Source organism: Spiribacter onubensis, from assembly GCF_040838425.1.
Classification (GTDB): domain Bacteria; phylum Pseudomonadota; class Gammaproteobacteria; order Nitrococcales; family Nitrococcaceae; genus Spiribacter; species Spiribacter onubensis.
Genome location: NZ_JBAKFI010000002.1, coordinates 294,318 through 319,556, shown reverse-complemented (window position 1 = coordinate 319,556; position 25,239 = coordinate 294,318). Strand labels below are relative to the sequence as shown.

General features: G+C 61.7%; 26 protein-coding genes. 10 read left to right on the top strand and 16 right to left on the bottom strand.

Annotated elements, in window-relative coordinates; translation table 11 throughout:
• Nucleotides 1-3 precede the first annotated feature (3 nt).
• The 5 genes from accB to cutA form a co-directional block, all read right to left on the bottom strand.
• Entirely contained in the window at nt 4-468 is a 465-nt protein-coding gene (accB, locus tag V6X63_RS05010) for an acetyl-CoA carboxylase biotin carboxyl carrier protein (protein WP_367978310.1), read from the bottom strand.
• Nucleotides 469-474: 6 nt separating this feature from the next.
• The gene (gene aroQ, locus V6X63_RS05005; protein ID WP_367978309.1) at nt 475-918 is read right to left on the bottom strand and encodes a type II 3-dehydroquinate dehydratase; all 444 of its coding nucleotides are present in this window, start codon (nt 916-918) and stop codon (nt 475-477) included.
• A 102-nt stretch (nt 919-1,020) separates the two neighbouring features.
• Complete coding sequence (locus V6X63_RS05000) at nt 1,021-1,548, bottom strand: TlpA family protein disulfide reductase (protein WP_367978308.1); 528 nt, start codon at nt 1,546-1,548, stop codon at nt 1,021-1,023.
• A complete protein-coding gene (gene dsbD, locus V6X63_RS04995; protein WP_367978307.1) occupies nt 1,545-3,479 on the bottom strand; it encodes a protein-disulfide reductase DsbD in 1,935 nt (644 codons plus the stop codon). The genes V6X63_RS05000 and dsbD overlap by 4 nt, the downstream gene beginning before the upstream one ends.
• A complete protein-coding gene (cutA, locus tag V6X63_RS04990; protein WP_367978306.1) occupies nt 3,476-3,802 on the bottom strand; it encodes a divalent-cation tolerance protein CutA in 327 nt (108 codons plus the stop codon). The genes dsbD and cutA overlap by 4 nt, the downstream gene beginning before the upstream one ends.
• A 173-nt stretch (nt 3,803-3,975) precedes the next feature.
• Here cutA and groES point away from each other — a divergent pair, with 173 nt between their 5' ends.
• Both groES and groL read left to right on the top strand, forming a co-directional pair.
• A complete protein-coding gene (groES, locus tag V6X63_RS04985) occupies nt 3,976-4,266 on the top strand; it encodes a co-chaperone GroES (RefSeq protein WP_367967532.1) in 291 nt (96 codons plus the stop codon).
• A gap of 58 nt (nt 4,267-4,324) precedes the next feature.
• Complete coding sequence (gene groL / locus V6X63_RS04980) at nt 4,325-5,971, top strand: chaperonin GroEL (RefSeq protein ID WP_367978305.1); 1,647 nt, start codon at nt 4,325-4,327, stop codon at nt 5,969-5,971.
• Between the two features lie 104 nt (nt 5,972-6,075).
• On the opposite strand, the gene V6X63_RS04975 is transcribed toward groL, so the two are convergent.
• Together V6X63_RS04975 and V6X63_RS04970 are read right to left on the bottom strand one after the other, a co-directional pair.
• Nucleotides 6,076-6,495 (bottom strand): putative toxin-antitoxin system toxin component, PIN family, encoded by a 420-nt coding sequence (locus V6X63_RS04975; protein WP_367978304.1) that lies wholly within the window; start codon nt 6,493-6,495, stop codon nt 6,076-6,078.
• 2 nt (nt 6,496-6,497) lie between these two features.
• Entirely contained in the window at nt 6,498-6,722 is a 225-nt protein-coding gene (locus tag V6X63_RS04970) for an AbrB/MazE/SpoVT family DNA-binding domain-containing protein (protein WP_367978303.1), read from the bottom strand.
• A gap of 135 nt (nt 6,723-6,857) precedes the next feature.
• Here V6X63_RS04970 and glnE point away from each other — a divergent pair, with 135 nt between their 5' ends.
• The 8 genes from glnE to V6X63_RS04930 are packed head-to-tail and all read left to right on the top strand — an operon-like array spanning nt 6,858 to nt 16,306.
• Nucleotides 6,858-9,764 (top strand): bifunctional [glutamate--ammonia ligase]-adenylyl-L-tyrosine phosphorylase/[glutamate--ammonia-ligase] adenylyltransferase, encoded by a 2,907-nt coding sequence (gene glnE, locus V6X63_RS04965; RefSeq protein ID WP_367978302.1) that lies wholly within the window; start codon nt 6,858-6,860, stop codon nt 9,762-9,764.
• 11 nt (nt 9,765-9,775) lie between these two features.
• Entirely contained in the window at nt 9,776-10,699 is a 924-nt protein-coding gene (locus V6X63_RS04960; protein WP_367978301.1) for a branched-chain amino acid transaminase, read from the top strand.
• 31 nt (nt 10,700-10,730) lie between these two features.
• Nucleotides 10,731-10,985, top strand: coding sequence for a zinc-finger domain-containing protein (locus tag V6X63_RS04955; protein WP_367967526.1), 255 nt, complete (start codon nt 10,731-10,733; stop codon nt 10,983-10,985).
• Nucleotides 10,986-11,026: 41 nt separating this feature from the next.
• The gene (locus V6X63_RS04950; RefSeq protein ID WP_367978300.1) at nt 11,027-11,941 is read left to right on the top strand and encodes a lysophospholipid acyltransferase family protein; all 915 of its coding nucleotides are present in this window, start codon (nt 11,027-11,029) and stop codon (nt 11,939-11,941) included.
• A complete protein-coding gene (rfaD, locus tag V6X63_RS04945) occupies nt 11,938-12,876 on the top strand; it encodes an ADP-glyceromanno-heptose 6-epimerase (protein WP_367978299.1) in 939 nt (312 codons plus the stop codon). Before V6X63_RS04950 ends, rfaD begins: the two co-directional genes overlap by 4 nt.
• Before the next feature lie 4 nt (nt 12,877-12,880).
• Nucleotides 12,881-14,155 (top strand): O-antigen ligase family protein, encoded by a 1,275-nt coding sequence (locus V6X63_RS04940; protein ID WP_367978298.1) that lies wholly within the window; start codon nt 12,881-12,883, stop codon nt 14,153-14,155.
• Entirely contained in the window at nt 14,152-15,177 is a 1,026-nt protein-coding gene (locus V6X63_RS04935; protein ID WP_367978297.1) for a glycosyltransferase family 9 protein, read from the top strand. The genes V6X63_RS04940 and V6X63_RS04935 overlap by 4 nt, the downstream gene beginning before the upstream one ends.
• Before the next feature lie 19 nt (nt 15,178-15,196).
• A complete protein-coding gene (locus V6X63_RS04930) occupies nt 15,197-16,306 on the top strand; it encodes a glycosyltransferase (protein ID WP_367978296.1) in 1,110 nt (369 codons plus the stop codon).
• Nucleotides 16,307-16,324: 18 nt separating this feature from the next.
• On the opposite strand, the gene V6X63_RS04925 is transcribed toward V6X63_RS04930, so the two are convergent.
• The 9 genes from V6X63_RS04925 to V6X63_RS04885 form a co-directional block, all read right to left on the bottom strand.
• A complete protein-coding gene (locus V6X63_RS04925; RefSeq protein WP_367978295.1) occupies nt 16,325-17,374 on the bottom strand; it encodes a glycosyltransferase family 4 protein in 1,050 nt (349 codons plus the stop codon).
• 113 nt (nt 17,375-17,487) lie between these two features.
• On the bottom strand, nt 17,488-18,411 hold the full coding sequence (locus V6X63_RS04920) for a hypothetical protein (protein ID WP_367978294.1): 924 nt from the start codon (nt 18,409-18,411) through the stop codon (nt 17,488-17,490).
• 6 nt (nt 18,412-18,417) lie between these two features.
• On the bottom strand, nt 18,418-19,098 hold the full coding sequence (locus V6X63_RS04915) for an acylneuraminate cytidylyltransferase family protein (RefSeq protein WP_367978293.1): 681 nt from the start codon (nt 19,096-19,098) through the stop codon (nt 18,418-18,420).
• A complete protein-coding gene (neuC, locus tag V6X63_RS04910; RefSeq protein WP_367978292.1) occupies nt 19,095-20,225 on the bottom strand; it encodes a UDP-N-acetylglucosamine 2-epimerase in 1,131 nt (376 codons plus the stop codon). The genes V6X63_RS04915 and neuC overlap by 4 nt, the downstream gene beginning before the upstream one ends.
• The gene (locus tag V6X63_RS04905; RefSeq protein ID WP_367978291.1) at nt 20,222-21,250 is read right to left on the bottom strand and encodes an N-acetylneuraminate synthase family protein; all 1,029 of its coding nucleotides are present in this window, start codon (nt 21,248-21,250) and stop codon (nt 20,222-20,224) included. Before V6X63_RS04905 ends, neuC begins: the two co-directional genes overlap by 4 nt.
• 39 nt (nt 21,251-21,289) lie before the next feature.
• Entirely contained in the window at nt 21,290-22,132 is an 843-nt protein-coding gene (locus V6X63_RS04900; protein ID WP_367978290.1) for a glycosyltransferase family 2 protein, read from the bottom strand.
• On the bottom strand, nt 22,125-23,093 hold the full coding sequence (locus V6X63_RS04895) for a UDP-glucuronic acid decarboxylase family protein (RefSeq protein WP_367978289.1): 969 nt from the start codon (nt 23,091-23,093) through the stop codon (nt 22,125-22,127). The genes V6X63_RS04900 and V6X63_RS04895 overlap by 8 nt, the downstream gene beginning before the upstream one ends.
• Before the next feature lie 3 nt (nt 23,094-23,096).
• Nucleotides 23,097-24,230: a lipopolysaccharide heptosyltransferase II gene (gene waaF / locus V6X63_RS04890; protein WP_367978288.1), complete on the bottom strand. Its 1,134-nt coding sequence runs from the start codon at nt 24,228-24,230 to the stop codon at nt 23,097-23,099.
• Nucleotides 24,224-25,183, bottom strand: a complete 960-nt coding sequence (locus tag V6X63_RS04885) for an LpxL/LpxP family acyltransferase (RefSeq protein ID WP_367978287.1) — start codon at nt 25,181-25,183, stop codon at nt 24,224-24,226. Before V6X63_RS04885 ends, waaF begins: the two co-directional genes overlap by 7 nt.
• Nucleotides 25,184-25,239 lie beyond the last annotated feature (56 nt).

Here is a 25,239-nt window from a genome sequence, read left to right as displayed (position 1 = left end):
GCCCTATTCGATGACGAACAGCGGCTGATCGAACTCCACCGGCTGTCCGTTCTCAAGCAGGATGTTTCTCACCACCCCGCTGCGATCTGCCTCGATCTGGTTGAGCATTTTCATGGCCTCGATGATGCACAGGGTGTCGCCGGCATTCACGGTCTGGCCCTCTTCCACGAAGGGTGAGGCATCCGGAGACGGCGCGCGGTAGAAGGTGCCCACCATCGGTGAGCGCACGGCATGCCCGCCGGCCTCCGCGGTGTCGACCTCGGCGGATGCGGGCGATTCGCTGGCCGCGGTCGACGGTGCTGCCGGCGCCGGGGCGGGCGGTGCCGGAGCGACCGGCGCCGGCGCGGCGGCAAGCTGGGCCGCGGCCCGAGTGATGCGCACGCTCTCCTCGCCTTCGTGAATCTCGATTTCGTTGACACCGGATTCGTCGAGCAGCTCGATGAGGCGTTTGATCTTTCGAATGTCCATGGCGGGTCAGTTCCGTTCGGTGGTTTCGAGCAGGGCGCTCAGGGCAAGCTCGTAGCCCAGCGGCCCCAGGCCTGCGATGACGCCGCGGGCAATATCCGAAAAATAGGATTGCTGCCGGAATGGCTCGCGAGCGTGGATGTTGGATAGGTGCACTTCGATGAAGGGAATCGCCACCGCCGCCAGAGCGTCACGCATCGCGACACTGGTATGAGTGAATGCCGCGGGGTTGATGATGATTCCGCCGATGCCGTCATGGGGCGCCTGCTGGATGCGCTCGATCAGGACATGCTCGGCATTGCTCTGAAGGCACTCGATGTCGACGCCAGCCGATTCCGCCTGCAGCGTCAGGCGCTGGTTGATCTGATTCAGGTCGGTGTCACCGTAAATACCCGGTTCGCGCGTGCCCAGCAGGTTGAGATTCGGGCCATGGAGGACCAGTAACCGGCTCATGACGTCGCGCTCCCCCTTCAGTCGAAACCCTGATTTTCGCCCATTGGGAGGGTTTTTGTCCATGGTCGCCGGAGTTCGCGACGGGTTCGGCGCAGATCGCGGCTATCCGCCGGACAGATCCTCAAGTAGCGGCCGCAGGTCCGGTTCGTGAAGCTGCCCGCTGTAGCGTTCCAGGATATCGCCGTTGCGACCGATGATGACCGTATAGGGCAAGGTCCCGCGGTCATTGCCATAGGCGGCGGCCACATCCAGTGCCGATTCCATGCCGTAGAGCGTGGGGTAGCTCATGGGGACCTCGGCGATGAAGCCACGCACCGGCTCGGGGTCGTCAATCGCCACGCCGAGGAACTGGATGCCGTCATCTCCGAACTCCTCCTGCAGTGTCGAGAAGAGGGGGATCTCTTCGCGACAGGGGGTGCACCAGGTGGCCCAGAAGTTCAGCACCACAACGTCGCCGTCCCACTCGTTGATGCTTCGGCGCGTGCCATCGAGCGCCGGGAGTGTGAAGTCCGGTCGCTTCATGGTGGGCTCCGGGTCGCCCTGCAGCCAGCTCACGGCGAGGATACCGCCGCCGGCGCCAATGACGGCGGCAAAGAGGACGGTCAGGGCGGTTCGCAGGCCGCCGCTCATCGGGTCGGTCCCGAGAGCCCCTGCCGGGCACGGTCAATGAAGGCCTCCGGCCCGAGGAAGCCGACGACGCGGGCTTCGCGATTCTCGCGACCCTCGGGGCCATAGAAGATGATGGCCGGTGGCAGATAGACGTCGAGCCGTGACATCAATGCCCGGTGCTCGGCGTTCATGTCCGTCACGTCGGCGCGCAGGAGCATGGCCTCGGCGACCGCATCCTGAACCGCGGGATTGGTGAAGGTCCGCTGCTCAAGCTGGACGCAGTAGACGCACCAGTCGGCATATATATCCACCATCACCGGGCGGCCCGCCGCCCGAGCGTCCATTAGCGCAGTCTCCAGCTGATCGGGGCTGTTGATGTCCCGGAAGGCCATCTCCCGCTGGTCACCTCCATTGTCGGCGGACAGGGACAGGCCTGTCAGGGGTCGCAGGACATCGCCGCCGCCGGCTGCCGCACCCAGCAGGCTCGCCGCGCCCCAGAGCATCGCCGCCACGCCGATTGTCCGTCCCAACCGGCGGATATTGCTGACCGGCGGCTCGACCCGCTCGAAAACACCGAGCCATACGCCGCAGCCGATGAGCAGCACGCCCCAGAGCGCGAGTGTGACTGGCCCCGGCAGGAAGCGTTCCAGTGTCCATAGCGCAACGGCCAGGAAGCCGACGCCGAAGATGGCCCGGACCGTGTTCATCCAGGGGCCGCTGCGGGGCAGCCAGCGTCCGGCCGCCGTGCCAATCAGCATCAGAGGCAGCCCCATGCCGTTGGCCAGCGTGAAAAGGGCGAGGCCCCCGAGCCAGGCATCGCCGGTGCTGCCGATGAAGACCAGGGCGGCGATCAGCGCAGGCCCGGAGCAGGCGCCGACGATCAGCGTCGAGAGCACACCCATGATGGCGACACCGATGGCGGTGCCCCCGCGCTGCCGGTTGGACAGGGTCGTCAGTCGGGTCTGCAGCCCGCTGGGTAGACGAACCTCGAAGACGCCGAACATGCCCAGCGCGAGGATGACGAATACCGTGGCAAAGCTACCGAGCACCCAGGGCGACTGCAGGTCGGCCTGTACGGCCGCCCCGGTGAGTCCCGCCGCTACGCCGGCAAGCGCATAGGTGATCGCCGTGGACTCCACGTAGATCAGTGACAGCCCGAGCGCGCGCAGGCTGCCGCTGCGGTGCGGATCGCCGGCGATCAACCCCGACAGGATGGGAATCATCGGGTAGAGACAGGCTGTGAAGGCGAGCAGCAGGCCGGCAGCGAAGAATCCCGCCAGGATCGTCGGCAGGCTTGCGTCGTTCAGCAGCCGCTCCAGGCGCCCGGCCTCACCCCCGCCGGCGCCCTGTGCCGTGTCCGCCGATGCCCCGCCTGGTGCGGCCGTGGCGGCGGACCCGGCTGTTTGTCCGCCGACCGTCGAGGATTCGGCGGTCAGCGTCGGTGCGGTGGGGTTGATGGCATAGGCGAGGCGCTGGTCGCTGGGAGTCCCGGTGGCGCGGTAAGGCGGGTAGCAGACACCGGATTCGGAACAGCCCTGGAATGCGACCGTGAGAGCGTTTTCGCCGGTGAAATCGGTCCGACCCGTGACGGCCAGGCTGACCGGCCGGTTGTAGACCATCTGCCGCCCGAAAAAGGCATCTTCCTTGATGACGCCCTGGGGATATTCCAGCCCGAGGTCGTACCGACCGGCGTTGGCACCCTCAACCTCGACGCCCAGGCTGTCACGGTAGAGGTAGTAGCCATCCTGTATGTCGATATGGATCGTGGCCTGACCGTCGCCGTCCAGACGGATGTCGAGCTCGAAAGCCTCCTCGACCGGCAGCACGTCCTGATCCGGGCTGTCGTTACCGAATAATCCACCCAGACCGGATTGGGCCACCACGGAGCCGGCCATGAACATCAACCACAGGCCGAGCAGTGTGGCGAGCCGGCCGATTGCCTTTTTCGTCATCCCTGGGCTTCCGTCTCCGTTCCGACCCACGCCAGATAGCCGGCGAGGCCCGTGGTCACAGACACGGCGACGATCTCCGGCAGCTCATCCGGGTGGAGGTCGAGCACGCAGGCCTCCAGGCCCTTGTAGGCCGATTCGCTGGTCTTGGCGACGAGAAGCCATTCCTCGTCACGCTCGATCTGCCCTGCCCAGCGGTAGACCGAAGTAACGCCCGGGATGATGTTGACGCAGGCGGCATGTCGCCTTTCCACCAGCGCATCCGCGATGGCATCGGCAACCGCTCTTTCCGGCGCGGTAATCAGCGCAACCAGCCTTTCGGACACCCAGGCCTCCTCGGGTACAGGTCGGATAAACCTTGAATCGTAGCACCATCGTCCCCATGCCAGAGACAAGGTATTGACGCCGAAGGTTTCGTCACTATCATTAGCACTCACCTGAAGCGAGTGCTAACAACGCACGCTGGGTCCAACATCAACCAATTGAGGGAGATCAGAAGATGAATCTTCGCCCGCTACACGATCGAGTCGTCGTCAAGCGCATGGAAGAAGAGCGCACCACGCCCGGTGGCATTGTCATTCCCGACACCGCCACGGAAAAGCCGATCCGCGGCGAAGTGGTTGCCGTCGGCAACGGCAAGCGCCTGGACAATGGCGAGGTCCGCGCCCTCGACGTCAACGTCGGAGACAAAGTCCTTTTCGGCAAGTTCTCCGGAACCGAGGTCAAGGTCGGTGAGGACGAGGTCCTTGTCATGCGTGAAGACGACATCATGGCGGTGATCGAGGGCTGAAGCGCCCGCGCACTGCAGAGAATTCCCACAGGAAACGGAACCGAGAGGAAAAGCAACAATGGCAGCCAAAGACGTACGCTTCGGTGATGAAGCCCGGCATCGCATGGCCGCGGGCGTGAACACTCTGGCCAACGCGGTCAAGGTCACCCTGGGCCCGCGTGGCCGCAACGTGGTTCTCGAGAAGTCCTTCGGCGCGCCCACCGTCACCAAGGACGGTGTGTCGGTCGCCAAGGAGATCGAGCTCAAGGACAAGCTCGAGAACATGGGTGCACAGATGGTCAAGGAAGTCGCTTCGCAGACTTCCGACGCGGCCGGTGACGGCACCACCACTGCTACCGTGCTGGCCCAGGGCATCCTGCGTGAGGGCATGAAGGCCGTCGCCGCGGGCATGAACCCGATGGACCTCAAGCGTGGCATCGACAAAGCCGTAACGGCAGCCGTCGAGGAGCTGCACAAGCTCTCCAAGCCCTGCGAGACCGACACCGCCATCGCCCAGGTCGGCTCCATCTCAGCCAACTCTGACAAGGCCATCGGCGAGATCATCGCCGACGCTATGAAGAAGGTCGGCAAGGAAGGCGTGATCACGGTCGAGGAAGGCAGTGGTCTGGAGAACGAGCTCGACGTGGTCGAGGGCATGCAGTTCGACCGCGGCTATCTGAGCCCTTACTTCATCAACAACCAGCAGAGCATGGCCGCCGAGCTCGAGGATCCCTACATCCTGCTCTGTGACAAGAAGATTTCGAACATTCGCGATCTGCTGCCCCTGCTGGAGAACGTCGCCAAGTCGAGCCGTCCGCTGCTGATCGTGGCCGAGGACATCGAAGGCGAGGCGCTGGCCACCCTGGTGGTCAACAGCATGCGCGGCATCGTGAAGGTTGCCGCCGTCAAGGCGCCGGGTTTCGGTGACCGTCGCAAGGCGATGCTGCAGGATATCGCCGTGCTGACCGGCGGTACCGTCATCTCCGAGGAGGTTGGACTGACCCTGGAGAAGGCCACCCTGGACGACCTGGGCACCGCGAAGAAGGTGAACGTCTCCAAGGAGGAGACCACCGTGGTGAACGGTGGTGGTCGTGCCGATGAGATCAAGGCGCGTGTCGACCAGATCCGCACCCAGATCGAGGAGTCCACCAGCGACTACGACCGCGAGAAGCTCCAGGAGCGGGTGGCCAAGCTCGCCGGCGGTGTTGCGGTGATCAAGGTCGGTGCCGGCTCCGAGATCGAGATGAAGGAGAAGAAGGCGCGCGTCGAGGACGCCCTGCATGCCACGCGTGCCGCGGTCGAGGAAGGCATTGTCCCCGGCGGTGGTGTCGCCCTGCTGCGCACCCTCAAGGGGCTTGAGGGCGTCACCGGCGACAATCACGATCAGGATGTGGGTGTGAACATCGTCCGTCGTGCCCTTGAGGAGCCGCTGCGCCAGATCGTCTACAACTGCGGTGAGGATGCCTCGGTTGTCGTCAACAAGGTTGAGGACGGTGAGGGCAACTTCGGCTATAACGCCCAGTCCGAGGAATACGGTGACATGGTCGAGATGGGCATCCTCGACCCGACCAAGGTCACCCGGACGGCCCTGCAGAACGCCGCTTCGGTCTCGGGTCTGATGATCACGACCGAGTGCATGGTGGCCGAGCATCCGGAGGAGAAGGATGACGCCGGCGCCGGCATGGGCGGCATGGACGGCATGGGTGGCATGGGCGGCATGATGTAATCACGCCGTCGGCAGCCCGCCGGCTCGCGTTGCGAGCCGGTCTGCCAGCAAAGCCCCGCTTCGGCGGGGCTTTTTTGTGCGCAGATTACCGGCGGGCGGGGTGCCTACCGGTCGTCCAGCCAGGCGCGGAACTCGGCCACCGAGAGGATCGGGACGGAGAACACCTCGTTGAGCGTGAGCAGGTCGCGGTCTCCGCTGACCAGCACATCTGCACCGGCTGCCGCAGCGAGGGCGAGAAAGATGACATCGTCAGCATCACGTGCCTCGGGCAATTCTGCCGGTCGTGTCGCCATGTCAACGCTCTCGACATAGGGGAGGTAGTCGGCGAGCAGACTCTCCTGCTCGTCAGCGGAGAGCTTGAACTTGGGGTAGTTGAGTACCCGAATCAGTTCGCTGGCACAGCGGTGATCGGCCACCGGGATAAAGCGCCCGTTCTGCCAGGCGGTTCGCAACCAGGTGCACTGCCCCGCCGAGAAAAGCAGGGCAGACACCAGGCAGTTGGTGTCAAGGACAACGCGCGGCATGGTCAATCGCGCTGCCTGGCCCACCGTATTGCGTCGCCCACGTCACTCTCCTCGATACCCAGCTCCCGAAGTTTGGCGCGCACGGCATCTGCCTGCTGGACCCGGGCCGGGGTGAGAATGATTCGTCCCCCTTCGACGCTGACATCGTAATACTCGCTTGCACCGGTGGATTGGACGATCGCTTTGGGCAGCGTGATCTGATTTTTCCTTGTCCGCTTGGCCAGCATAAGGACCTCGTAAAGTAAGGAGATGCGTATGCAAGGTAGTATGTCCCGCTGATCCTGCGAATGTCCAACCGCGCTATTGCCGGCATGCACTCGGTAGTGATTGTGGCTATCGAGCGCCGTCGCTAAGCTGCGGTCATGGAGATTGAGAACGCCCCCGCGCCGCTTAGCACGGCGCTTGCCGAGTTGCCCGAGGTGCTGCAGACGCCGGTTGAGGTGGCCCTTGAGCGTTGGCCCGATGGTGCAGAGCTGCCGGCCGATGTGGCGCTGCTGGCGGAGTTGCCCCGCGTCTGGGCCATGAGCGAGTTTGCCTCGCGTATCTGCCTGCGCGATGTTGCCGCGTTGCCTTCGCTGGCCGACAGTGGGGACCTCACGCGGCCCTATGAATCCGGCGAATATCGCCGGAGGCTGCGTGCCGAGCTGGCGGAAGTCGAGGCCGAGACTGATCTGCACCGCGTCCTGCGCCGCTTCCGCTCGCGCGAGATGCTGCGCATCGCCTGGCGGGATCTGAGCGGGCGAGCCGGGCTCGACGAGGTGCTCGAGGATCTCTCCGAGCTGGCCGATGTGCTGATCGACGAGGCGCTGGAGTGGCTCTACCAGCGGTTGTGTCGGCAGATGGGCACGCCCCGTGACAGCGCTGGCAATGCCGAGCGGATGATCGTGCTGGGCATGGGCAAGCTGGGCGGACGCGAGCTCAATTTCTCGTCCGACATCGATCTCATCTTCGCCTTTCCCGAGCCCGGTTTCACGGATTCCGACAAGCCGAGGGCCAATGAGCGGTTCTTTCTGCAGCTGGGGCGCTCGCTCATCGCCGCCCTCGACCAGCAGACACCCGATGGCCAGTGCTTTCGGGTGGACATGCGTCTTCGGCCCTACGGCGATAGCGGGCCGCTGGCCATGAGCATGCCGGCGATGGAGCTGTACTTCCTCGAACAGGGACGGGAGTGGGAGCGTTATGCGCTGATCAAGGCCCGCGTCGTCGCCGGCGATCAGGTTCAGGGACAGGCACTCCTGGAAACGCTCTCGCCGTTCGTCTATCGGCGGTATCTCGACTACGGTGCGCTCGAGTCATTGCGTTCCATGAAGGCGATGATCGCCCGGGAGGTGCGTCGGCGCCGGCTTGCGGATAACGTCAAGCTGGGCCGGGGCGGGATCCGCGAGGTGGAATTCATTGCCCAGGCATTCCAGCTCATCCGCGGCGGCCAGGAGCCGGCGCTGCGTGAGCGCAGTCTTCAGCCGGTGCTCGCCTATCTCGCCGAGCAGGCGCTGATTCCGGCGCATGCCCAGCGCGATCTTACCGAGGCCTATCGCTACCTGCGGCGCATCGAAAATCGCATTCAGGCGATGCACGATCGGCAGGCTCACGATCTGCCCACCGACGCGCTTGATCAGGCGCGCCTGGTTCTGGCGATGGGTGCCGAGGACTGGGATGGCCTGCGCGAGGCACTGGATGGCTGGCGGCGTCGGGTGCAGGGGCATTTTGATCAGGTGTTTGTCGCTCCCCAGCAGGAGGATGAGGCGGAAACCACCGATGAGCCGGATTTCTCCGATGTCTGGTATGACACCGTGGACGAGGAGATGGCCCGCCAGATCCTTGCGGATGCCGGCTTTGCCGATCCGCATTCCGCCCAACTCATGATCCAGCGATTCCGCGACGGCAGCCGGGTTCGGGCACTCTCGGAACAGGGTCGGACACGGCTGGACCGGCTGATGCCCATGCTGCTGGCCGCCGTGGTAGGCGGTGATGCGCCGGATGCGGCCCTGGAGCGTCTGCTGACCCTGCTCGACGGCATCGTTCGCCGTACAGCCTACCTGGCACTGCTCAACGAGCATCCCATGGCGATCTCCCAGCTCGTGCGCCTTGTGGGAGGCAGCCCATGGATCGCCCGCTACCTGTCGTTGCACCCGATGCTGCTCGACGAGCTGCTGGATCCGCGCACGCTCTACGCGCCGCTGAGTCGGGAGGCCCTGGGTCTCGAGGTCGACGCTCGGATGGCCAGTGCCGATCCCGACGACCTGGAACAGCAGATGGAGATCCTCCGTCAGTTCAAGCAGACCCAGGTGCTGCGGGTCGCGGCGGCCGATCTTGCCGGCGCCATTCCGGTGATGCTGGTCAGCGACTATCTCACGGATATCGCCGAGGTGGTGCTCCAGCGGGTTCTGTCGCTGGGATGGCGACAAGTGAGCACCCGCTATGGCGAACCGCTGCGCGCCGATGGTGAGGTCGCGGATTTCGGCATCATCGCCTACGGCAAGCTCGGCTCGCTGGAACTCGGTTACGGCTCCGATCTCGATGTCGTCTTCCTGCACGATCCGGTGCCTGCGGGCACGGCCACGACCGGTGAAAAGCCGGTGGAGCCGGCGGTTTTCTTCGCAAGGCTTGCCCAGCGCGTGATCCACATACTCAACACACTGACTCCGGGCGGAATCCTCTACGAAGTCGATACGAGGCTGCGCCCCAGCGGGCAGTCCGGCCTGCTCACCACCAGTATCAATGCCTTTGCGGAGTACCAGCGCGAAAGGGCCTGGACCTGGGAGCATCAGGCGCTGGTCCGTGCCCGGATGGTGGTCGGTGGTGACGGCCTGCGCGAGCGTTTCGCGGCGTTGCGCCGGGAGATCCTGACCCGCCCCCGCGGCCGGGACGAGTTGCGGGAGGAGGTACGCCACATGCGTGAGCGCATGCGGCGCGAACTGGGCTCGACGGCGCTGGATGAGTTCGATCTCAAGCAGGACCGTGGCGGTATCGCGGATATCGAATTCATGGTTCAATACGGCGTGTTGGCCGGAGCCTATGGGTATGCCGGCCTGCTGCGCTACACGGACAACATCCGCCTGCTTGACGAGCTTGAACGGGCGGGCGAGTTCACCACCGAACAGGCGCGGGTGCTGGCGGATGCCTATCGACACTATCGGGGCATGGTCCACCGGCTGACCCTGCAGGAGCTGCCGGCCCGCGTCTCGGCCGATTCCGTAGACGAGTCGCAGGCGGCGGTTGCCGCAGTCTGGAGCGCGGTCATGGAACCGGGGGCAGACGAGAACGCTTAGGAGAGCCGCGCATGAGCATGGCGGATCAGGACGGTTGGATCTGGATGGATGGTGAGCTGGTGCCCTGGCGCGATGCCCAGGTGCATGTGCTCACACATACCCTGCATTACGGAATGGGGGTGTTTGAGGGTATCCGTGCCTACAATACAGACCGTGGCGCGGCGATTTTTCGGCTTCCGGAGCATATCCGCCGGCTGTTCGATTCGGCGAAGATCCTGGGTATGTCTCTACCCTGGAGCCAGGCCGAAGTCGTCGAGGCCTGCCGGGCCGCGGTACGGGAGAACGGACTCGAGAGCGGCTACATCCGGCCGATGGCCTTCTACGGCGCCGAGAGCATGGGCCTGCGGGCCGATAATCTGCAGACCCACCTGATCGTGGCGGCCTGGAGCTGGGGCTCCTATATGGGCGAGGAGAACATGGAGCGGGGCATCCGCGTTCGCACCTCCTCGTTCACCCGCCATCACGTCAATATCGCGATGTGCCGGGCCAAGGCCAATGGTCAGTACATCAACTCCATGATGGCGCTCCAGGAAGCGGTTGCCTGTGGCTATGACGAGGCCCTGCTCCTGGATCCGGAAGGTTTCGTCGCCGAGGGTTCCGGAGAGAATTTCTTCCTGATCCGCGACGGTGTCATCCATACGCCCGAGCTGCACTCGGCGCTCGCCGGCGTGACGCGGGATGCCATCATGACCCTGGCCCGTGAGGCGGGTTACGAAGTTCGCGAACGACGCATCACCCGTGACGAGGTCTATGTCTGCGATGAGGCGTTTTTCACGGGAACGGCCGCCGAAGTGACGCCCATCCGCGAGCTTGATGGCCGGGTTATCGGGGAGGGCCGACGTGGCCCGATCACGACGGATATCCAGAGTCGCTTCTTCGCCCTGGTGGAAGGGCGTGCCGATGCCCATCATGAATGGCTGACGCCCGTCGCCTGACGCGGCCGGAGATTGATTCGAGGAGACTGCCGTGCCTGATCCGCAAACTCACGATCGCCCCGATCTGATCAAGCCGAATAGCGAGAACCGCTACGAGGTCACCGTCGATGACCTCCCGCTCTCCTGTCCCATGCCGGGTATGTACCTCTGGAACAGCCATCCCAAGGTCTATATTCCGGTTCACAAGACCGGCGAGGGAAAATGTCCCTATTGCGGTGCCGAGTACTTCATCCGTGACTTCGATCCGGACGATCCGGCGCTGGCCGAGCATCACCGCCGGGAGTGAAACCGCCGTCTCCCGCCTCCCCGGCAGCGGCTGACGCGGATATGGAACAGCCGCTGCGTGGTCGTGGCAGGGCCATCGACTGCCTTCTCGGATTGTTCTCCCATCTCTCCCTGCCGGCATTGCATCGCCTGGGTCGAGCCGTCGCCTGGTTGAGCGAGCGGTTGCACCGGGAGGAGTGGCATGTCGCCCGGGTCAACGCTGAGCTCTGCTTCCCCGACTGGTCATCGGAGGAACGCGAGAGGCTGGCGCGTGCGGCGTTGCGTGAGAATGCCAAGGGCCTGTTCGAGTTGGCTGCGCTCTGGAAATGGCCGATGCCACGCGTGCTGGGGCTTGTTCGGTCCGTAGAGGGTGCAGATGCAGTGGATGAGGCGCTCTCCGAGGGGCGGGGTCTGCTGGTCATCGCGCCGCATCACGGTGCCTGGGAGTTGCTGCAGATGTGGCTTGCGCAGCGCGTCAGGCTCCACGCGCTCTATCGCCCGCCGCGCTGGGCCGATCTGGAGGTGCTGCTCAATCGTGGCCGGTCGCGGAGTGGGGCCGTATTCTGGCCCGCACGCCCCTCTGGAATCCGGGCCCTGTTCAAGGCGCTGAAGGCTGGCGAAGCCGTGGGTGTGCTGCCGGATCAGTCCCCGCCGGGTGAGGGTGTGTTCGTTCCATTCTTTGGCCGCCGCGCGAAAACCATGACGCTGTTCGGCAAACTGGCGGCACGCACCGATGCGCCTGTGGTCATCGGTTGGGCGGAACGGCTGGCGCTTGGCGCTGGGTATCGACTGCACTGGCGACGGGTGACGGAACCGGTCGGAGATGCAGACCCGGAGACGGCCGCGACCGCACTCAATCGCGAGATCGAGCGGGTTGTCCGTGACCGCCCGGAGCAGTATCAGTGGACTTACCGGCGTTTCTCAAGGCGTCCGGAGGGCTCCGCGAATCCGTATGAGTTGAAGGAAGGTGAATCGTGATTGTTGTAACTGGCGGTGCGGGTTTCATCGGTAGCAATCTTGTCCATGGGCTCAATGCGGAGGGTCGCGACGATGTGCTCGTGGTCGACGATCTGACCGATGGCACAAAGTTTCTCAACATCCGCGATGCCGGTGTCGCCGACTACCTGGATCAGAATCAGTTTCTCGACTGGTTGGTGGAGAACGGGGACGAGGCCGTTGACGCGGTTTTTCATCTGGGTGCCTGTTCGGATACCACCGAGTGGGATGGCCGCTACATGATGGAGAACAACTTCGAGTACTCGAAGCAGGCGCTGAATATCTGCCTGGCTTATCGCATTCCGTTCATCTACGCCTCATCGGCGGCGGTTTATGGCGCCGGTCACGATTTCCGGGAGCGGATTGGCGAGGAGCGTCCGTTAAACGTCTACGGTTATTCCAAGGCGCTTTTCGACCAGTATGTCGAAGCGAGGTTGCCGAGGGCCGGAAGTCAGGTGGCCGGATTGCGCTATTTCAACGTCTATGGCCCGCGCGAGCAGCACAAGGGCGGTATGGCGAGTGTTGCCTATCATCACTACCAGCAGTTGCACGCCGACGGCAAAGTACGGCTTTTCGAGGGCTGTGACGGCTACGACGATGGCGAACAGCGGCGCGACTTCGTCTACGTGGAAGATACGGTCGCGGTAAAGCGCTGGTTACTGGAGAATCCGGGGGTGAGTGGCGTGTTCAATTGCGGCACGGGGCGAGCCGAACCCTTCAACCACATCGCTCATGGTGTGATCGAGTACTTTGGTCGGGGAGAGGTTGAGTACATTCCTTTCCCGGATCAGCTGCGCGACCGTTATCAGAGCTTTACCGAGGCGGATGTCTCTCGGTTGCGGGATGCCGGATATCCGGGTGAGTTTCGGGATGTCCGAGCGGGAGTCAGGGATTACATGGAGTGGCTTTCGAGTTAAAAGCATGAGCCCGATGCAAGCGCCATGGGTCCTGGCTCCAGCGGTCAGCCGCCTTGCTGGCGTATCAATATTCCTGACCGGGGCCCTCAGTCTCGCGCTTCCCAGCGGCTACTCCATCGGTGCGGTATGCCTGCTGCTAGTCGGTATCGTTGGACTTTTTGTTCTCCCCAAGCCCACCATCCGGTTGCCGATTCTGGCTCGCCTGGTCGTTGTGGCCATGTTTGTCTACGCGTTGTTCTGGATGGCAGACGCCGCCCTGCGTGGTGAAGGTCTGAGGGAATTCGACCGACCCAGTCGGTTTGTTTTCGCCGCGATTTGCCTCGTCGCACTGGCGCGCATGCGTGTGCCTCAGGCGTGGTTCTGGTCGGGTGTCGCCGCGGGCGCATCTGCAGCCGGGGGGTTGGCGATATGGCAGAAGATTGTCCTTGCCATGGACCGGGCTACCGGGACGACGCAGATGGTGCAATTCGGCAATTTGAGTATGCTGTTCGGCCTGCTTTGCGCTGCCGGTCTTTTCTGGGCCCAAGCCCAGGTGCGTTTCAAGGCCGGCTGGATCAGCCTCCTTGCCACCGCTGCCGCGCTGGGTGTGATCGCCTCCTTTCTGTCCGGCACCCGTGGCGCGTGGATCGCGCTAGCGGTCAGTATTCCAGTATTTTTCCTGGCCATGAACAGGGCCGGCGTCAGGAAGCGGACACTCGCCGGCGTGATTGCCGCTTTTATTGTGCTCACGAGCGCCGTTTATCTTTTGCCGCAGAGTGGTGTCAGCGTTCGCGTTGGACAGGCGCTGACCGATTGGCAGCAATACAGCGAGGGCGACGTTGTTGAAGGGTCGGTATCGAAAAGATTCGAGATGTGGCGAGGGGCATGGCAGCTGTTTCGGGAAAAGCCGATGCTGGGTTGGGGAGAGACCGGATATATCCAGCATCTGGGCCGGCTCGGCGAGGCAGGCGTTATCAGTCAGCGGGCGGCCGGCTACACGCATGCCCATAATGATCTGCTCAACGTGCTCGCTAAGAAGGGCATTATCGGCGGGCTGATTCTCTATGCGCTCTATATCCTGCCGCTCGTCTGGTTTGCAGGCCAGTTTCGGGCGGGATCGTCCATGCGCCTTGGGATTGCGGTGGCCGGGGTGATACTGCCTCTGAGTTATATGGCTTTCGGGATAAGTCAGGTGAGTTTCAATCACAATAGCGGCGTGATGGTCTACGCCTTTCTGCTGGCCATCCTGATGGGCCTCAGTGCCAGGTTGTCGTCAAGCCACGCCAGGGAGGGGGCTTGAAGACTCCCGCGAGGATACTGGTTGCCCGCAGCGACAAGCTGGGGGACTTCATGTTGACTTGGCCTGCACTGGCAACGCTGCGCAAGGCGTTGCCGGATGCGCGCATTGATCTACTCGTCAGTGCCCCGGTCGCGGAGATCGGCTCCGCGTGTCCGTACTCGGATGGCGTGATCATTGATCAGGGACAGGCACTGATGGGGCTTGGCCGCGAGATAAGGCAAAACCGTTACGACGCGGCTATTGCCCTGTTCAGCACCGCCCGGGTGGCTGGTTCGCTGTTGTTAGGCGCGGTGCCTTACCGGCTGGCGCCTGCGACCAAGTTGGCCCAAGTGCTATTCAATCATCGGCTTGTGCAACGACGTTCCCGTTCCGAGCAGCCGGAGCATGTATATAACACCGATCTTGTGTACCGGTTCCTTGCGGATCATGGGATCGATTGCCCGGAAGTCATCCAAGGCCCTTACCTGCGACTCAGCAGGGGCGAACGAGATCAGGCGGAGCAGGCGCTGAGGTGGCGTTATCGAATCCCGTCGGATGCCCGCCTGGTGGTCCTCCATCCCGGTAGTGGTGGTTCCGCCAATAACCTGTCGACGGCCCGATATGCCGAACTCGCGAATCGGCTGACATGTGCTGATGACGTTTTTGTTTTGGTAACCGCCGGTCCGGGCGAGAAAGCCCAGGCCGAACGGGTGGCCCAGGCAATTAGCGCCCATCCAGCGGCGGTTCATGCGTCTTGTGAGGGCCTGATGGCATTCGCGCATGTCCTTGCATTGGCCGATATGTTCATCAGTGGTTCCACCGGGCCGCTGCATATCGCGGGCGCCCTGGACGTGCCCACGGCCGCGTTTTATCCCCGGCGGCAATCCTCCACCGCTCTGCGCTGGCAAACCACTAATCGGCCGGAGAAACGCCTGGCGTTCAGTCCGCCGGAAAATGCGCAGGAAACGGATATGGATGCGGTGGATATGGCTGCAGCGGCCACGATGATCAGCGAGGTATTGCTGCGTGTCCGGCAGCGCTGAGGTTCCGCCGCGCAGGGTCATGCAGATCTGCCTTTCAGACAGCTGGGGCGGTCTCGAGATGGCGCCTGGCCGAGTCGCGGCTGCCCTTCGGCGTCATGACTGGGAGGTACATGGACTTGCTCTGGCAGGGACGCACGTCGCCGATTCATTCCAAGCCGCGGGGGCGGAGACCCTTGTGTTTCGCTCGAGAGGCAGGGCCCTTACGTCGGTTTTTCGAATCCTGCGCTATCTCAAACGGAATGACATTCGCATTCTGCATGCCCACAAATCCAGCGACATGCGGATCGCCGCGTTGCTATCGAGTCTGTCGCCTGATCTGCGTCTATTCTTTACCGATCACATGGGCGTTAAAAAGCCCAAAAAAGATCCCTATCACCGCTGGGCCTACGCGAAGGCATGCCGCGTTTTCTCAATCAGCCGGGCGACATATGAGTGGAATCGCCAGGCGCTGCCCGTCCGGCCCGACCAGCTCACCCAGCTTTACTATGGCATTGATCTGGCGCCCTATGATGGCGGTCTGGCTCCCGGACGGCGGCGCGCGATTCGCCAGAGCCTTGGCCTTGACGATAGCGTCGTCGCGATTGCCCTGCCCGGTCGGGTGAGCGCCAGCAAAGGTCATCGAATCTGGGTGGATGCGCTGGACCGACTCCAGGGGATGGAGGCATTGCCACCGTGGCGTGGTGTCGTCATCGGGCAGGCCAGCGGCAGTGATGCCGAGCCGGGCGGTTTTCTGGAACAGCTCAAGACGCGTGTCAGGCGAGCGGGCCTGACCGACCGGGTGAGTTTCGCCGGTTTCCGGAGCGATCTGCCGCATTGTCTGCAGGCCGTTGAGATTGCCTGCATTCCATCGGCCAAGGAAGCGTTCGGTCTATCGGTTATCGAGTCGATGGCTGCTGGTTGTGCCGTGGTGGGATCCTCATCCGGCGCGATACCGGAGCTTGTCGATGTCGACCGGGGCCGGACCGCGGATCCGCATGATCCGGATGCATGGGCTTTGGCCTTGGCGGAGTTGGTGGGTGATGCCGGGCTTCGGCAGCGATTGGGTATGCAGGCGTCCGCATGGGTCAGGCCCAGATTCGGGATCGATCAGCATGTCCGATCTCTGATCGATTATTACACTGGCGGTTGATGGCCCCAAAGATGGCTCTCAGGCGATCCGATCTCCCGGCTCGGTTGAAAGGTCCCGGTAGAGTTTCGCCGTTGATTCAATGGTCGCTTTCACATCAAAGCGCTCGCCGATGCGGTATCGGGCTTTCCTGCCCATCCCGCGGCGTTGCTCGGGGTCATCGACGAGTGTCTTCAGGCGGTTAACCAACACTTCAAGATCGTCGATATCCACCACGTAGCCCGTCTCGCCATCTTCTACGAGCTCGGGCAATCCGCCTGCAGTAGAAACGACTGCCGGTATACCCTGTGCCATCCCTTCGATTACTGTCTTGGTCAGTCCTTCACGGCCTCGGGAGGGCGCAGTATTGATATCGAGTGCGCCGATCAGTCGTGGCGCATCGGTCCGGAAACCCGTGAAGTGCACCCGATGGCGCAGCCGGGGATCAGCGGCCAGGGAGGCGAGCTGCGGATCGCGTTGTTCGCCGATCAGTAAGGCATGAACATGACCAGGCAGGTGATACATGGCCTGGAGCAGCAGATCCGCGCCTTTAACAGGGCGCATATTCGCAGCCATTCCCACCAGGATTGCATCCTCAGGGATGTTGAACTCCCGGTTGACCGCATGACGGGCCGCGGCCGGTTCAAGTGCCTCATACCACGACAGGTCATGTCCCTTGTAGATGGTCACGAGCTTACCGGGTTTGACCCCGCTGTCCGCAAGGTCCCTTTCCACCGCCCTCGATACACAAATGATGCGATCTATCCGCGGATTGAGCCATTTCAGGTAACAGGTTGGATCCCAGCGTGATACATGACCAATGGCGCCGCGGTAGGCGATCACCTTATTGCGGAGCCCGTAGCTTGCCCAAATGAAATTGGCGACTTGACGGTTGGCGAGCCCATGCACGACGTCGAGCTTCTCATTCCGGATCCATCCGCGAATCCGGCGGGCATTGGGTAGATCAGCGTTGCTGCGAAGGTCGAGTATCCGTACGGGGATCCCCGCGTCACGAAGCCGTCTGATGTGTGGGGAGGTGGACTCGAGCGCCGCATGGATATCGATGCCGACCCGCCGCAGGCCGATGATCATCTCGATCTCGGTAATGTGACCCTCACCGGCGGCGATCAACACCCTCGGGCCGACCGATGGCCCGGGTTGCGGCGACGCCGCGGTTCGAGGTGCTTCTTCTGATATGAAATGCGTCATCCTAGCCTATCACCCGTTGATCCTGGGGCCTGCTGCGAAGCGATCCCATCCGCGCTGGCCCACGGATCAACCGCCGTGTAGCCCCCCCCGAGCATTCGCGAATACATGGCGAGCGACGTGGTCTGATTGCCAATCAAATGGTGTCCGTTGAGGAGGACTTCCGCCTCGATGATCGTGCCCGGATCAAGCACGCCCGCTCCGACATCACTCGCTGAACGGATGATTTCTGCCGTCCGGCGTTCATAGCGATGTTTATACGCATCCGGGTGCAACTTAAGATAGACGGGCTTCGGTTCCGATTGATTGGCAAGTTCCTTGTAGGCACCAAGTATCGGTTCGAATGCTTCTGCCGGCGTGGCGAGCATGATGAAGGCCTGCCTGTTAATCCGTGGAGAGTAATATTGCAGCATTCCCTGGTAGTCGCTTAGCGGAATCACGGTGTCCCGGTTGGCGAAAGGAAAGGCGTATTCGCTCAGTGCAAGGAACTTTGCGTTTTCCGCACTGAAGAGCGGTTTCTGTAGCTTTTTTACAAGTGCCTTTCCTATGATCGGGAGGCGGCAGACCTTCCTGGCGTCGGTGGATAACCGGTAGGGGTAGGCTTCATGGGACAACATGCCTTCTTCAAGATAATAGACCTGCTGACAGCCAGAATGATTGATCGCTTGGCGACGAATGCCCCTGCTCGCGCCGTCATGTGGGAGAAAGACATTAAAAGCCTGTGATCGGTCTTTGAGCAGTCCTTGGAATCTTTCGAACCCCTTCGAGGTGTCCAGGTCATAGGTTTTCGCAAAGGGTAGCCAGCTGCCATCGGTTTTTCGGGACAGGGCAACAACGGATTGCGACCAGTCGAGTCCAAGATGGTCAATCGAAAGAATCGAGCAGAACAGGCTTGTGTTGTTGTTTATGAAGAAAACGTTCATTAGTCGCTATTCTGCCTTGCCGGCCTCGAATAGTTCTTCCGCTGCACGGAAATCTTCCTCTGTATCAATATCCATCTGCGGTTGAAATGAACTTTCGATAAAGCCGATGCAGCCCGCCCCGAGGCTGCGAGTGCCCCTGAACCAGTTTTTCCCAAAAATAAAAATTCCGCCGTCGGGTCGGTAGACTGGAGGCAGTTCGGCGCGGTTTGAAAAACAATGGCCAGCAGAGATCAACGGCAGGAATTCATTGCCGCGACTAAGGCCATACTTTAAAACGCCTCGTTCCGCTTTGGAAGCGCTCAGGACCAAGTCAAAACGGCCCGTTTCAAAAAGGGCGACGGCTTTCCGTATGTCCTCGATCTGTCGCAGTGGGGAGGTGACCTGGAGCAGGATGATTTTATCGGTTCCACACAGCGGGCTATCAACGAAGTGACTCAGCACCGCATCCATCGTCGTTTCGTCAAGGGCAAGATGTGGGGGACGCTGCAGGATCTTGATATCGTCGTTGAGTCTCTGGCTCGTCAGACTTTCGATATCGGTGGTGATGACGATGTCGGAAAAGCCCGATGAACGGGCTTGATCAAGGGTATGCTGATAGAGCGGTTTGCCGGAGAAAATCCGCTCGTTTTTACCGGGGCATCCCTTCGAGCCTGCGCGCATCGGGATTACAGCGGTGTAGTGTTTCATTGTGAAAAATTTTTCTGCAGGGGCAAGGTCCAAAAGCTCTCACTTTCGATGACGCCAAGGAACTTTTCGACGCTCTCGCCATGGCCAAAGGCGGTGTCCGGCGCGAAACGCACGCCCCAGAGGCTGTCGATCATCTGGTTGAGGCGCTGCGCATCGTGGGCGTCGAGGCTTGATATCGAAGGGGCGCTGGATCGGTTGGTTTGTCGTGTGCCGATATCGATGCTTGGAATGCCCAGAAAAGGTGCCTCCCGAACTCCTACGCTGGAATTGCCGATGATCAGGGCGGCATTTTTCAGTAGTTCCGAGAAATGCGTGAAGCGCATTGAGGGCAACACGCGGAACCTATCACCTGGTAGCATCGTGATGACGTCGAGTATTTGGTTGGATCCGGGGTCGTTGTTCGGTTGGATAACGACGAAACAACGGCCTGAGGCGCTCAGAGTGTCGAATAGGATATGGGCTTGCGTTTCTATGCTGTCGCGTTCGGAAGTCACGGAATGGAATATCGCGACACCATAATCATCGAACGGTATTTCATATCGGGTTTTAACGTCCCTGATATCGACGCCGCTGTCGGCCTTGTGCAGATCGAGCTCGGGCGAGCCGATGACGAATACACTCGCCGGAGGCTCGCCCATGCGGAGAATCCGCTTTTCGGCATCCTTCGAACTGACAAGGTGGGCGGTGGCCAGCTTGGTGTTGCAGTGGCGGAAGGCTTCATCAATGGTTCCGGATACCTCGCCCCCCTCGATATGGGCCGATCGGACGTAATTTGTCGCGCAGACCAGCGCGGCCGCCATCGCTTCCACACGGTCCCCATGGATGATGACCAGGTCGGGTTTTTCGATCCGGAGGTAGTCCGAGAACCCTGTCACCGTTTTTGCGAAAGTGATGTCCTGTGGATCTGTGGTGCGCTGGTTGATGAATTCGGTGACCCGTACATCAGGCAGTCTATGGACTTCGAGTTTGGTCAGCCCGTACTCAGGCAGGACATGCATCCCCGTGACAAAAAACGATACGTCGTGGCCGGCGGCGCTGGCACCGAGCGCGAGCGGCCGCAACTTGCCGAAGTCGGCACGGGTGCCTGTGACGAAGAGTATTTTCCGCCGTGCCGGTGTAGCGCTCATTTAAGGTCGGCCCATTCAAGTTGCTGGTTGGGGGCAACGGCTCGGGCGAGACGCCGGCCAATGACCTGATCGAAGGCACTGCCGGGGATTTCTCCTGTGCCCGGCCGTCGAGCCCATATGTCCTCTTCACGAATGACGTGCCCGGCATCCAGCGTCCGTTCGGCCACGATGCTGGACCGCGCAAATCGATAGACGGATTCCTCTTCCGGCGTGCGTCGCTTCGGAAACCGTAGCGCTTTATGAATTTCGCGGGACCGGTCCACCAGCAGGCGTAGCTCCGCCGGATCCATTGAGCAGGGGATGTCAGGTCCCTTGCGATATCGGCTGTCCGTGAAATGGCGTTCGACGATACTCGCGCCCAGCCCCAGCGCGGCAAACGCCATCTCGGGCCCGATGGAGTGGTCGGAGAAACCGATTCGGGCGTTGGGAAACGCCCCGCGAAGCTCCTGTATCCCCAAAAGGGAAACGTTTTCAGGCGGGCTGGGATAGAGGTTGGTGCACTCGAGGAGTGCGTAGGGGATGTCGTGGCTTTCGATTTCCGCGACGCTTGTGCGTAATGAGTCGATTGAATGCATGCCTGTGGACATGATGATCGGGCGCTTGAATCGGCAGATATGCCTGATCAAGGGGATGTTGTCGCATTCTCCGGATCCGATCTTGAAGGCGGCTACTCCGATTTCGTTCAGGAAGTCAGCGGCTTTTCGAGAAAATGGAGTGGACAGGTAGATTAGACCCAACTGCTCGGCATAGGTTTTGAGCTCTACCTCTTCCTCGGCAGTGAGGCTGCACTGATCCATGATGTCCCAGATGGTTTCCGAGGCATTTGGGGGGATGATGCGCCGCGCCTCTTCTGTCATCTCGTCCTCAACCATGTGAGTCTGATGCTTGACGCACTCACAGCCGGCCAGGGCGGCATGCTTGACCATGTTTTTCGCGACATTAAGGTCGCCACCATGGTTGATTCCGATCTCGGCGATGATCAGGGGCGGGTTGGCGGAGCCAACTGGGCGATTCTTGATTTTCATGATAGTCCAGGCACGAGTCTGATCCCTGGTGTGGGCAGCTTATTTGTCATTATGCATGCTGACGCCAGTGAGCTTTTCTTTTCGCTGGATTTCATAGAGGAATGCGTACTTCAGGAAGCACGAGAACATCGAGGACCAGGCGATAATCCAGCCCCGCCAGCCGTCCCGCCAGCCCTGACGGAAGACCATCAGTCGGATAAGCCGGACAAGGGGGGCGAGCACAATCTTGTGCCAGCGGAAGCGTTTGCCGCGGGCAGCGAGGGTCTCCGCACCGATGCGGGCGTAGTCGATGCTGCGGCGGAAGTGGTCTTCAACATCGGCATAGGAGTAATGGTGGATGTCTCCTTTAATGCGCCCGACGGTGCCAGCGGTCTCGAGCCGGTCATGCGGGTTGTAACCTGCCCATCGGGCCGTGCCATTACGGACCAGGCGGAGTCGCCACTCCGGATACCAGATGTAGCGGAGCCAGTCGCCGAGATACCAGGTGATCCGGCTGATCTCGTAGCCGTCCTTGTTCGGGTCGCCGTTTTCCAGGAGATCGCGGAGGTTGTCGGCGAGTTCGGGGCTGATCGGCTCATCAGCATCCAGTGACAGTATCCATGGCTGGGTGCAGACATCGAGTGCGCGGTTTTTCTGCTCGACATGCCCTGGCCAGTCCGTCACCTGGACATGTGCGCCATGGCTGCGGGCGATCTGCACGGTGTCATCGGTCGAACCCGAGTCAACCACGATGATCTCCCGCGGGTTCAGGCGCTCCAGGCTATCGAAGAGCCTCGGGAGGTTGCTGCTCTCATTCTTGGTGATGATGGCGACGGATAGAGAGAGTGGCTGTCCCCTATCCGTGGATAGTGCCTGTCCCCTGTCGGTGCTCAATTCAGGCAAGCCCCTGCTCAATCAAGTCGCGAAAGTAGCCGACCGTTGGTTTCAGTCCTTCGGCGAGCGTTATGTTCGGTGTCCAGTTGAGTGTTTCCAGCGCCTGTGAGATATCCGGCTGTCGCTGCCGCGGGTCATCCGATGGCAGAGGCCGGTGTATCATCTCGACCCCGGCCCCTGTCTCCGCAATCACCTGCTGAGCCAGCTCGCGCATGGTGAACTCCCCGGGGTTACCGAGGTTGATGGGGCCTGTGACCTCCGTACGCGTCTCCATCAGTCGATGCAGCCCGTCAACGAGGTCATCCACATAACAGAATGAGCGAGTCTGCTCGCCGTCACCGTAGAGCGTGATGTTCTCGCCCTTCAGCGCCTGGACAATGAAATTCGACACGACTCGGCCGTCGTTGGGATGCATCCGGGGGCCATAGGTATTGAAGATGCGTGCCACCTTGATCTCGAGATTGTGCTCGCGGTGGTAGTCGAAAAACAGGGTCTCGGCGCAGCGCTTGCCCTCGTCATAGCAGGCGCGGGTCCCAATCGGGTTGACATGACCCCAGTAATCCTCCGTTTGTGGGTGGACTTCCGGGTCGCCGTACACCTCGCTGGTGGATGCCTGGAGTATCGGTACATTCAGGCGCTTGGCGAGGCCCAGCATGTTGATCGCGCCATGGACGCTTGTCTTGGTCGTCTGCACGGGATCGCGCTGGTAGTGGATCGGGGATGCGGGGCAGGCCAGGTTGTAGATCCCGTCGACCTCGACAAACAAGGGGAACGTGACATCGTGGCGCATGGCCTCAAAGTGCGGGTGATCGAGCAGATGCGCGATGTTGTCACGGCTGCCGGTGAGATAGTTATCCACACAGAGCACGCCGTGGCCCGCCGCAATAAGCCGGTCGCAGAGATGCGAGCCGATGAAGCCCGCCCCGCCCGTTACCAGATAGGTCTTTCGGAAGTGGTTGCGTGTGGGCATAAGTCAGGGTCCCGCTTTGGAGGTGTCGGCATCCGCCGAGAATGCCCGATCGATTGCATCCGCCACGCTTTGCGGCGTGATGCCACGGAGACAGTTGAGATGCCCCAGAGGACAGTCGCGCTGAAAGCAGGGGCTGCAGTCGAGACCCCTGTAGATGATCTCCGCTTTTTCGCTAAGTGGCGGAGTATATTGAGGATCTGACGAGCCGTACAGTGCGACGAGTGACGTGGATGTTGCGGCCGCGATGTGCATCAGCCCCGAGTCATTGCTCACGACGACCGTGCTGGCGGCCAGCAGATCGATAGCCTGGCTCAGTGTCGTGCGGCCAGCAAGGTCGACGGTGCCAGGTGCCTGTCCCGAAATTTCCTGCGTGATTCGCGCATCCTTTCCGGATCCGAGCATCCACACCGACCAGCCTCTTCCGAGATACATCCTGGCGAGGCTCGCGAAATGCTCGACTGGCCAGCGTTTCGCCGGCCCGTACTCCGCACCGGGGCAAATGGTGAGAATAGCGTCTGTCCCGGAAGCCCTGTCTGCGGGATCCCGCCCCTGGCGTATCCCAAGCGCCTGTATTGTCGACGATGTCTGGCTGGGTGAACTCCGGAGGGCCGGTTGCAAGCCATCGATCCGGTCTGTGCCTGTCGCTGATCGCTCTGCGGCCTCGCCGGATCCGGATGCCGGTGGACCGGAGAGTGCGACGAAGCGGTCTACCGTGCGGTAATGGCTCTGTCGATCGAGTGGTCGGATATCGTTCAGGAGCCCGTAGCGATACTCCCCGAGGTACCCGGTTCGCCGGGGGATGCCAGCGATCCATGGGATCAGCGCGGCCTTTGCGGAGCGAGGCAGAATGATCGCCTGGGTATAGTCCTTTACGCGGAGTGCCCGTCCCAGTTTCCATCTTCTGCCGAGTCCAGGTTCACCGTGCGGAACGGCTAAAGGGATCGGATTTCGCACTTCCGGCATGCGTTCGAGCAGCGCCTGTCCCCAGGGCGGAGTGATCACATCGATCGCGCGAGCCGGCTTCTCTTGCCTGAGTGCCTTGAACAGGCTCTGTGCCATGACCATGTCGCCTACCCAGCCGGGCCCGACGACCAGCACGGCATCCGAATCGCTTGAGTCGGCTGCCGGGCTTACCATGGTGCGCCCTTGACCCGGTTATAGGGTTTTTGAAGAGAATTTCTGTAAGCGGGCCGCTCGCCTGGCGGCGGATGCTTGAACCGACGATGGACCCATAAGTACTGCTCCGGGTGTGCTCGGATGCCGCGCTCAATCACCGCGTTCATCCATTGCGCGTCAAGGGTATCGGAACCGGTCGGAAATCCATCCAGCGCTTTGCCAAGCGTCACCTCGTATCCATCGCCGGATTCATTGACATTGAAATAGAGCGGTACGACTCGGGCCTTTCCGAGCTTGCTGAGGCGGGTGAGTCCCGTGATCGTGGCGGCGGGGACGCCCATAAAGGGGACGAAAACGCTGTTTTTTACGCCGTAATCCTGATCACCCGCGTACCAGACTGGCGTTCCGTTCTTGAGGGTCCGGATGATGCCTCGCAGATCATTCCGCGGTATCGCGTCGGCCAGGGTTCTGGATCGGCTCCGAAGCATTGCTCGGTCCATCAGTGGCTTTTTACGCAACGGCTTGTAGATCACGGCCATCTCCAGCTGCGGTCCGATAAGCCTTGCGGCCAGCTCGACGCACAGGAAATGTCCCGAGAGGAGAATAACGGGGCTGCCGTCTGACTGTGCGGCATGCAGGTGATGAACGCCTTTGACCTCGCATGGAATCTGATCAACCCATTTCCCGCCGAACCAGGCGAGCGCTGTCTCTGCGATGGCTCTGCCCATATAGCGCAGATTCTCCTGGATCAACTGCTCACGTTGTGCCGGTTCCAATTCCGGGAAGCAAAGTTCCACATTCCGCAGAGCGATCCGGCGACGTCGTCTGGAGAAACGCAGCAGATGACCGACCCATTCACCGGTGGTAAAGGCGGCCCTCGGGGGGAGCCTGCCGATCAGCCAGAGCAATGCGAGCATCAGCCATTGGCCGGCGTTATGCGGGTGATAGGCGGGGCGAGATGTCGGATCAGACACGTTAGCGGAAGCTCTCTGTCGGAGTGAGCGCGTAGTCGATGGTGCTGACTGCTAGA

Coding starts and splice junctions, on each gene's coding strand:
- neuC (WP_367978292.1), bottom strand. CDS start 20,225: ATGAGCGCTACACCGGCACGGCGGAAAATACTCTTCGTCACAGGCACC.
- V6X63_RS04915 (WP_367978293.1), bottom strand. CDS start 19,098: ATGAAACACTACACCGCTGTAATCCCGATGCGCGCAGGCTCGAAGGGA.
- V6X63_RS04975 (WP_367978304.1), bottom strand. CDS start 6,495: ATGCCGCGCGTTGTCCTTGACACCAACTGCCTGGTGTCTGCCCTGCTT.
- V6X63_RS04950 (WP_367978300.1), top strand. CDS start 11,027: ATGGAACAGCCGCTGCGTGGTCGTGGCAGGGCCATCGACTGCCTTCTC.
- V6X63_RS04905 (WP_367978291.1), bottom strand. CDS start 21,250: ATGAAAATCAAGAATCGCCCAGTTGGCTCCGCCAACCCGCCCCTGATC.
- accB (WP_367978310.1), bottom strand. CDS start 468: ATGGACATTCGAAAGATCAAACGCCTCATCGAGCTGCTCGACGAATCC.
- glnE (WP_367978302.1), top strand. CDS start 6,858: ATGGAGATTGAGAACGCCCCCGCGCCGCTTAGCACGGCGCTTGCCGAG.
- V6X63_RS04895 (WP_367978289.1), bottom strand. CDS start 23,093: ATGCCCACACGCAACCACTTCCGAAAGACCTATCTGGTAACGGGCGGG.
- V6X63_RS04960 (WP_367978301.1), top strand. CDS start 9,776: ATGAGCATGGCGGATCAGGACGGTTGGATCTGGATGGATGGTGAGCTG.
- V6X63_RS04940 (WP_367978298.1), top strand. CDS start 12,881: ATGAGCCCGATGCAAGCGCCATGGGTCCTGGCTCCAGCGGTCAGCCGC.
- V6X63_RS04920 (WP_367978294.1), bottom strand. CDS start 18,411: ATGAACGTTTTCTTCATAAACAACAACACAAGCCTGTTCTGCTCGATT.
- dsbD (WP_367978307.1), bottom strand. CDS start 3,479: ATGACGAAAAAGGCAATCGGCCGGCTCGCCACACTGCTCGGCCTGTGG.
- V6X63_RS04925 (WP_367978295.1), bottom strand. CDS start 17,374: ATGATCATCGGCCTGCGGCGGGTCGGCATCGATATCCATGCGGCGCTC.
- V6X63_RS05000 (WP_367978308.1), bottom strand. CDS start 1,548: ATGAGCGGCGGCCTGCGAACCGCCCTGACCGTCCTCTTTGCCGCCGTC.
- groES (WP_367967532.1), top strand. CDS start 3,976: ATGAATCTTCGCCCGCTACACGATCGAGTCGTCGTCAAGCGCATGGAA.
- V6X63_RS04970 (WP_367978303.1), bottom strand. CDS start 6,722: ATGCTGGCCAAGCGGACAAGGAAAAATCAGATCACGCTGCCCAAAGCG.
- waaF (WP_367978288.1), bottom strand. CDS start 24,230: ATGGTAAGCCCGGCAGCCGACTCAAGCGATTCGGATGCCGTGCTGGTC.
- groL (WP_367978305.1), top strand. CDS start 4,325: ATGGCAGCCAAAGACGTACGCTTCGGTGATGAAGCCCGGCATCGCATG.
- aroQ (WP_367978309.1), bottom strand. CDS start 918: ATGAGCCGGTTACTGGTCCTCCATGGCCCGAATCTCAACCTGCTGGGC.
- V6X63_RS04930 (WP_367978296.1), top strand. CDS start 15,197: ATGCAGATCTGCCTTTCAGACAGCTGGGGCGGTCTCGAGATGGCGCCT.